The organism is Streptomyces sp. NPDC026394 (genome assembly GCF_055567735.1).
On record NZ_JBVHPX010000055.1, the window covers coordinates 1 to 7,636 of the forward strand.

General features: G+C 69.7%; 8 protein-coding genes. 7 read left to right on the plus strand and 1 reads right to left on the minus strand.

Annotated elements, in window-relative coordinates:
* The first annotated feature begins 102 nt into the window (after positions 1 to 102).
* The 5 genes from ACZ4QV_RS42130 (at position 103) to kdpC (ending at position 5,574) form a co-directional block, all read left to right on the plus strand.
* A complete protein-coding gene (locus ACZ4QV_RS42130; protein WP_361640487.1) occupies positions 103 to 660 on the plus strand; it encodes a hypothetical protein in 558 nt (185 codons plus the stop codon).
* Positions 661 to 985: 325 nt separating this feature from the next.
* Positions 986 to 1,075 carry a K(+)-transporting ATPase subunit F gene (gene kdpF, locus ACZ4QV_RS42135; RefSeq protein ID WP_032928585.1) on the plus strand — a complete coding sequence of 30 codons (90 nt, stop codon included), beginning with the start codon at positions 986 to 988 and terminating at the stop codon, positions 1,073 to 1,075.
* A gap of 8 nt (positions 1,076 to 1,083) precedes the next feature.
* A complete protein-coding gene (kdpA, locus tag ACZ4QV_RS42140; protein ID WP_361155801.1) occupies positions 1,084 to 2,760 on the plus strand; it encodes a potassium-transporting ATPase subunit KdpA in 1,677 nt (558 codons plus the stop codon).
* Positions 2,761 to 2,801: 41 nt separating this feature from the next.
* On the plus strand, positions 2,802 to 4,913 hold the full coding sequence (gene kdpB / locus ACZ4QV_RS42145; RefSeq protein ID WP_467764533.1) for a potassium-transporting ATPase subunit KdpB: 2,112 nt from the start codon (positions 2,802 to 2,804) through the stop codon (positions 4,911 to 4,913).
* Positions 4,914 to 4,920: 7 nt separating this feature from the next.
* Positions 4,921 to 5,574 (plus strand): potassium-transporting ATPase subunit KdpC, encoded by a 654-nt coding sequence (kdpC, locus tag ACZ4QV_RS42150; protein ID WP_361155804.1) that lies wholly within the window; start codon positions 4,921 to 4,923, stop codon positions 5,572 to 5,574.
* Positions 5,575 to 5,702: 128 nt separating this feature from the next.
* On the opposite strand, the gene ACZ4QV_RS42155 is transcribed toward kdpC, so the two are convergent.
* Positions 5,703 to 6,242, minus strand: a complete 540-nt coding sequence (locus ACZ4QV_RS42155; RefSeq protein WP_361155805.1) for a GNAT family N-acetyltransferase — start codon at positions 6,240 to 6,242, stop codon at positions 5,703 to 5,705.
* 125 nt (positions 6,243 to 6,367) lie between these two features.
* Between ACZ4QV_RS42155 and ACZ4QV_RS42160 the strand changes: the two genes are divergently transcribed.
* Both ACZ4QV_RS42160 and ACZ4QV_RS42165 read left to right on the plus strand, forming a co-directional pair.
* Entirely contained in the window at positions 6,368 to 6,949 is a 582-nt protein-coding gene (locus ACZ4QV_RS42160; RefSeq protein WP_361155806.1) for a hypothetical protein, read from the plus strand.
* 118 nt (positions 6,950 to 7,067) lie between these two features.
* On the plus strand, positions 7,068 to 7,418 hold the full coding sequence (locus ACZ4QV_RS42165; protein WP_361640485.1) for a hypothetical protein: 351 nt from the start codon (positions 7,068 to 7,070) through the stop codon (positions 7,416 to 7,418).
* Positions 7,419 to 7,636: the final 218 nt, after the last annotated feature.

Sequence of the window (7,636 nt, forward strand, 5' to 3'; positions counted from 1 at the left end):
GTCTTGTCAACAGGGCTCTCAGGCCCGGGCATACTCAAAGGCTCAGCTCGCGCCCCTGAAGGTCAGCTACCACCGGCCTTCACTTCCCATTAGGCACAGTCGGTGCTGGACGAGTTCATGATCACTTCGGGGCTGTTCTTCAGCCGTGCCTGTGCCGAACCGGCCCGCGCGCCGGACACGGGCTCCCAGGAAGCTGTCCGCCGGGCCGCGGCGGAAGAGATGCGTACCTCGAAGACCACATACCGGCGGACCGGACGGCTCATTGTCGTCGACCGCCGGGAAGCCCGGCTCGTGGCCGCCTTCAAGGAACACCTCGCATCCTGCGGACGGGAGCCGGCCGAGCGTTTCTACTGCCTGTCGGGCGTCAGCGACCTCTACCTTGAAGACGCCGAGGGCGCCGAGCTCATAGAGGCCAAGAGCACGGCCTCGCACCACTACGTACGCCAGGCGCTCGGCCAACTGCAGGACTACGCGCCGTACTGCCCTGCGCCGCCCGACCGCCTGAGTGCGCTGCTTCCGTCCCCGCCCGCGCGCGCAGATCTCGCCCTCCTGCACCGTTACGGAATCGACTGCGTGCACCGTGACACCTCGGGTGTCTTCGTGCGGGCCGAGGCTCCGGCGGAGCGCCGGGAGCTGATGCGGGCGGTCTGGTCCTCCTGAGGCCTGCTGCCGCCTTCGGTATCTCCCCGAGGCGCCCGGCGGCTCGATACCCGTGCACCGATGGGTCGTACTCCCTTGCGAGGGGATGCGGCCCATCGGTGTTTCCGCAGGTCAGGTCGGTAAGCGTATGAGAATCGTCAACGGGGCGCTAATGGCCGTAAGGGAGGCGTCAACGGTGGTCGGAAACGGTCATGTTGGCGGTTTGCTCTAGGTGTCCGTTCAACCGAACTTCCTAGGAGCACCCGATGGCCGACGTGGCCTTCGTCGTCACCATGCTCGCGGTCTTCGCGCTGGTGGCCCTCGTCGCCAAGGGGGTGACGAGGCTGTGACCGTCGAGAACGTCGTCGGGCTGGTCGTCGCGATCGCCCTGCTCGGCTACCTGGTCCTCGCCCTCGTCTTCCCGGAGAGGTTCTGAGCGTCCCGATGAGCCCCATCCTGGCCGGCGTGCTCCAGCTCACCGCGCTCGTCGCGGCGCTCGCCCTGGCGTACCGTCCCCTCGGCGACCACATGGCCGCCATGTACAGCTCGCGCAAGCACCTGCGCGTCGAAAAGGTGATCTACCGCTGCATCGGAGCCGACCCGGACGCGCAGATGCGCTGGCCCGCCTACCTGCGCGGGGTCCTGGCCTTCTCGCTCGCCGGTGTGCTCTTCCTCTACCTGCTGCAGCGTCTGCAGGGCGGTCTGCCGCTGTCGCTCGGCTTCGCGTCGATCAGCCCGGACCAGGCGTTCAACACGGCGGCGTCGTTCGTCGCGAACACCAACTGGCAGTCGTACAGCGGTGAGCAGGCCATGGGCCACGTCGTGCAGACGGCCGGTCTGGCGGTGCAGAACTTCGTCTCGGCCGCGACCGGCATGGCCGTCGCGATCGCCCTCGTACGCGGCTTCGCCCGCACCCGTACCGGCGACCTGGGCAACTTCTGGGCCGACCTGGTACGCGGCACCGTGCGCATCCTGATACCGATCGCCGTCGTCGGCGCGCTCGTCCTCGTCGCGTGCGGCGCGATCCAGAACTTCTCCGGCATCCACGGGGTCGGCCAGTTCCTGGGCGGCACCCAGCAGACCAACGGCGGCGCGGTCGCCTCCCAGGAGGTCATCAAGGAGCTGGGCACCAACGGCGGCGGCTATTTCAACGCCAACTCGGCCCACCCCTTCGAGAACCCGAACGGCTTCACCAACCTCTTCGAGGTCTTCCTCATCCTGGTCATCCCGTTCGCGCTGACCCGTACCTTCGGCCGGCTCGTCGGCAACGTACGGCAGGGCTACGCGATCCTGGCCACGATGGGCGCCATCTGGCTCGGCTTCACCGCCCTGATGATGTGGACCGAGTTCGCGCACGGCGGCCCGGCGCTCCAGGCGGCGGGCGCGGCGATGGAGGGCAAGGAGAACCGCTTCGGCATCGGCGGCTCGTCGATCTTCTCGGTCGCCACCACCCTCACCTCGACCGGCGCCGTGGACGGCTTCCACGACTCCTTCACGGCCTTCGGCGGCGGCATCCAGTTGCTGGGCATGATGCTCGGCGAGATCGCGCCCGGCGGCGTCGGCTCCGGCCTGTACGGCATGCTCGTGATGGCCGTGATCGCGGTGTTCCTCGCCGGCCTGATGGTGGGCCGGACCCCCGAGTACCTCGGCAAGAAGCTCGGCACCCGCGAGATCAAGCTCGCGGCCTGCTACATCCTCGTCACCCCGACCCTGGTGCTCGGCTTCACCGCCGCCTCGATGGTGCTGCCGGACGCGCTGGGCTCGATGCTCAACACCAAGGCGCTGGGCGCCGGCCCGCACGGCTTCTCCGAGGTGCTGTACGCCTTCACCTCCGGCGCCAACAACAACGGCTCGGCCTTCGGCGGCCTGAACGCGAACACCCCCTGGTACAACACCACGATCGGACTGGCGATGCTGCTGGGCCGCTTCCTGCCGATGGTCTTCGTCCTCGCCCTGGCCGGCTCGCTCGCCGAGCAGCAGCCGGTCCCGGAGACGGCGGGCACGCTCCGTACCGAGAAGCCGCTCTTCGCGGGTCTGCTGGTCGGCACGATTCTGATCATCACCGGCCTGACGTACTTCCCGGCGCTGGCCCTCGGCCCGATCGCGGAGGGGCTGTCATGACCACCGAAGTGAACGACGTACAGCAAGAGGAGCGCCGCTCCATGTCCACCGCAACCCCGACCCGCGCGCCCCACCAGGACGTACCCGGCGGGCACCCGCCGGAGGGCGGCCGCGTCGGCGGCGGCCTCTTCGACCCCGGGCAGCTCGTCAAGTCGCTGCCGGACGCGCTGCGCAAGCTGGACCCCCGGGTGATGGTCAAGTCTCCCGTGATGTTCGTGGTCGAGGTCGGATCGGTCCTGACCACCTGCTTCGCCGTCGCGTCCCCCTCGGACTGGTTCGGCTGGGCCATCGCCGTCTGGCTCTGGCTCACCGTGGTCTTCGCCAACCTGGCGGAGGCGGTCGCCGAGGGCCGCGGCAAGGCCCAGGCGGACACCCTGCGCAAGGCCAAGACGGACACCGTGGCCCGGCGGCTGAACGGCACCGCGGAGGAGCGGGTGCCCGGCACGGAGCTGCGCATCGGCGACCTCGTCGTCTGCGAGGCCGGCGACATCATCCCCGGCGACGGCGACGTGGTCGAAGGTGTCGCGTCGGTCGACGAGTCCGCCATCACGGGCGAGTCCGCCCCGGTCATCCGCGAGTCCGGCGGTGACCGGTCCGCGGTGACCGGCGGTACGAAGGTGCTCTCCGACCGCATCGTCATCAAGATCACGACGAAGCCCGGCGAGACCTTCATCGACCGGATGATCAACCTGGTCGAGGGCGCCGCCCGGCAGAAGACGCCGAACGAGATCGCGCTGAACATCCTGCTCGCCTCGCTCACCGTCGTCTTCCTGCTGGCCGTGGTGACCCTCCAGCCGTTCGCGATCTACGCGGGCGCCGAGCAGCCCATGATCGTACTGCTGGCGCTGCTGGTCTGCCTGATCCCGACGACGATCGGCGCGCTGCTGTCGGCCATCGGCATCGCGGGCATGGACCGCCTGGTCCAGCGCAACGTGCTGGCGATGTCCGGGCGCGCCGTCGAGGCCGCCGGCGACGTCTCCACCCTGCTGCTCGACAAGACCGGCACCATCACCCTGGGCAACCGCCAGGCCGCCGAGTTCGTCCCCGTCAAGGGCGTGACCGAGGCCGAGGTGGCGGACGCCGCCCAGCTGTCCTCGCTCGCCGACGAGACCCCCGAAGGCCGCTCCATCGTCGTCCTGGCCAAGGAGAAGTACGGCCTGCGCGAACGCCACCAGGGCGAACTGGCCGACGCCGAGTGGGTGCCCTTCACCGCCCAGACCCGCATGTCGGGCGTGGACGTGACCGAGCACGGCACCGTACGCAAGGTCCGCAAGGGCGCGGCCGGTTCGGTCATCGCCTGGGTGCGGGAGCAGGGCGGCACCGTCCCCGACGACGCCGACCGGCTGGCCAACGGCATCTCCGAGGCCGGCGGCACGCCGCTGCTGGTCGCCCTGGAGGACGAGCGGGGCGCCCGGGTGCTCGGCGTCATCCACCTCAAGGACGTCGTCAAGGACGGCATGCGCGAACGCTTCGTCGAGCTGCGCAAGATGGGCATCAAGACCGTCATGATCACGGGCGACAACCCGCTGACGGCCAAGGCCATCGCCGACGAGGCGGGCGTGGACGACTTCCTCGCGGAAGCCACCCCCGAGGACAAGATGGCGCTGATCAAGCGCGAGCAGGCGGGCGGCAAGCTGGTCGCCATGACCGGCGACGGCACCAACGACGCGCCGGCCCTGGCCCAGGCGGACGTCGGCGTCGCCATGAACACCGGTACCTCCGCCGCCAAGGAGGCCGGGAACATGGTGGACCTGGACTCCAACCCGACCAAGCTCATCGAGATCGTCGAGATCGGCAAGCAACTGCTGATCACCCGGGGCGCGCTGACCACCTTCTCGATCGCCAACGACGTCGCGAAGTACTTCGCGATCATCCCGGCGATGTTCGCGGTGGCCTACCCGGGCCTGGACACCCTCAACATCATGCGGCTGCACAGCTCGCAGACCGCGATCCTGTCCGCGATCGTCTTCAACGCGCTGATCATCGTCGCGCTCGTACCGCTGGCCCTCAAGGGCGTGCGCTACCGCCCGGTGAGCGCCGACCGGATGCTCCGCCGCAACCTCGGCATCTACGGACTCGGCGGCCTGATCGCCCCCTTCATCGGCATCAAACTCATCGACCTGCTCATCTCTGCGATCCCCGGGATCGGGTGACTTCCTCATGAACAACTCGGTACGCAACACCGCCCGCCTCCTCGGCGCCGGCCTGCGCGCCCTGCTCGTCCTGACCGTGGTCTGCGGCGTGCTCTACCCCCTGGTGGTCACCGGCGTCGCCCAGGCCGCCTTCCACGACCGGGCCAACGGCTCCGAGGTACGCCAGAACGGCAAGGTCGTCGGCTCCGAACTCCTCGGCCAGCGCTACGACAAGGGCACCGACGCCCACGGCAACCCCATCCCCGACCTGCGGTACTTCCAGCCCCGCCCGTCCGCCGGCCTGGGCAGCAACAAGACCAACGGCGTCAACCCCCAGTACGACCTCCAGGTCTCCGGCGCCACCAACCAGGGCGCCACCAACACCGACCTGATCGCCGCGGTCAAGGAACGCAAGAAGTGGGTCGCCGAAACCTACGGCGTACCCGAGTCCGAGGTCCCCGCCGACGCCGTCACCTCCTCCGGCTCCGGCCTCGACCCGGACATCTCCCCGGCGTACGCGGAACTCCAGGTCACCCGGGTGGCGAAGGAGAACCACCTGGACCGCGCCGAGGTCGAACGCCTGGTGAAAGAGACCGCGGAGGGGCGGGTGCTGGGGTTCATGGGGGAGCCCCGGGTGAATGTGCTGCGGTTGAACATGGGGTTGAGGGACCTCACCAAGTAGTCAGGGGCCCGGGGCCCGGCCTGCGGTACCGCGCCGGCCGGGCCCCGGGCCCGTGCGGTTCCGTCCCGTTGCAACCCTTCCAAACCGTTCCGGCCCGCTCCGTCCCCGTTCGCGCCCCCGAGAACCGCCTACCAGACGTCCCCGCTCCGCCAGTCGCAAACCAGTTGCCCCGTGAGGTCCAGCGGGACGCCGGTCCGCAGGACGTGGATGGCGCCGTCCTCCTCCTTGGTGGGGCGCAGGCCGGTGGGGGAGAGGACGGCGGACGGGCCCTGCCAGAGGTGCCAGCCGCGGGATGCGTAGAAGTCGGCGGCGCCTTCGGAGGCGCTGAGGGCGCCCAGGTCGTAGGCGGTGCGTACGACCCGCTCCAGGGCCGTCATCATGGCGGCGCCGTGGCCCCGGCCGCGCCGGTCCGCGCGGACGCCTACGCCTTCGACGTAGCCGCAGCGCAGGGGGCGGCCGGCGTGCAGCATCCGGCGCTGTACGACGGAGGCGTGGCCGATCAGTTCGTCGCCCTCCCACACCAGGGCGTGTACGCCGCCCAGCGCGTGGTCCCAGTCCTCCTCGGTCATGTCGCCCTCGAAGACGTCGTGGAGAAGAGCCTTGGCCGCGGCGCGGGTACGGGGGTCGAGTTCCGCGGTGTGGGCGAGGTGGGTGCGTGCGTCGGTCATGGCTGCAATGATCGTGGAGCTGGCGGGAGGAGAGCCAGCCAGGCCGGAAGGGCGACGGCCGTGCTGGACGAGGGCGGTGTCGGGGTGCTTTGTCATGTACGGAGCAGCCGTGGTGGGATGGCTCCGTGAGCACGCCCGCAGCCCCGCCGTACCCTCCCGCTCAGCCGTACGTCCAGCCCGGCGGCCCGCCACCGTACCTGGGGACGGACTGGGAACCGAAGCGCACGCGCTCGCGGCGCACGCTGATCCTGTGTCACATCGGGATGCTGATCCACTTCCCGGTGCACGTGGTGATGCTCCTCGCGGTGTTCGCCTTGGTGCTCGCGCTCAGCATCGTGGGGGAGTTCGTCTTCGCGGTGCTCTTCTTCCTGGAGAAGCCGGCGCTCAAGGCGGCGGACCGCGCGTTGAGCCACATCCCTTTCCGGCCCACGTGGTGGGCGACATGGAGGGAGGTACGTCATGAGGGTGAGCCCGGCTTTCCCCAGGCCCGTGTCGAGGAGGCGCTGAACGGGCGGAAGCCCAAGACCACCGATGCCCTGCTCCGGGCTCATCTCTATCGGGGCATCGGGCCGTGGGCCGCTCTGGAGATCGCCACGGCGCTCGGCTGGCAACTGGACGACAAGGCCCGGGCCCGGCCCAGAGCCGAACTGGTTCTGCGCCGCGCACCGGCGCCCGGCAGCCTGACAGCGACCGGGCCCGCCGACTGAGATGAGCGCGCCGGCTGTCTCCCGGCCCGAGGTGCGAGGCGGCTCGGGCGTCTCGTGTGCCGGCGCCTGGGGCCCGTCCGGCGGATCATGTCCGGGCAGGGGACGGTAGGTTGACCGCATGCCTTCTGCACTTGTTGTCGGTTACGACCCGCAAGCGATAGCCGGCGCCGACGGAGAAGCTCTTCGTGCGGCGCTCGACGCGGAGCTGGCCCGGTTCGGTGAGCACGGCATCGATGCGGCCATGACGTTGATCGCGTTCGACGCGTCGGCCGAGCCCGCTCTTGTCGCATCGTTGACCGAGCGGCCGTGGGACGTCGTGGTCGTCGGCGGCGGGATCCGCAAGACCGAGCCGCTGCTTCCGCTCTTCGAACAGGTCGTGAACCTGGTCCGGCGCCATGCGCCCCAGGCCGCGATCGCGTTCAACACCAGTGGCGGGGACAGTGTCGAGGCGGCACAGCGGTGGGTCTGAATCCCGGACGGACCGTCGCGTCCTGAGTCGCCGTCGGGTCACGGCGATGGAGACGGATACGGTTCCGTGAGCCGTGGAAGGCGTGGGCCCGCTTGTCGCGGGCCTAGGGCCTTTCCTTCGGAGCATCTCGCCGACCAGATGAAGATGGCGGCGAGGTGGAGTCCGGCGAGGTAGATGGTGGCGGTCTTGTCGTATCGGGTGGCCAGGCCGCGCCACTG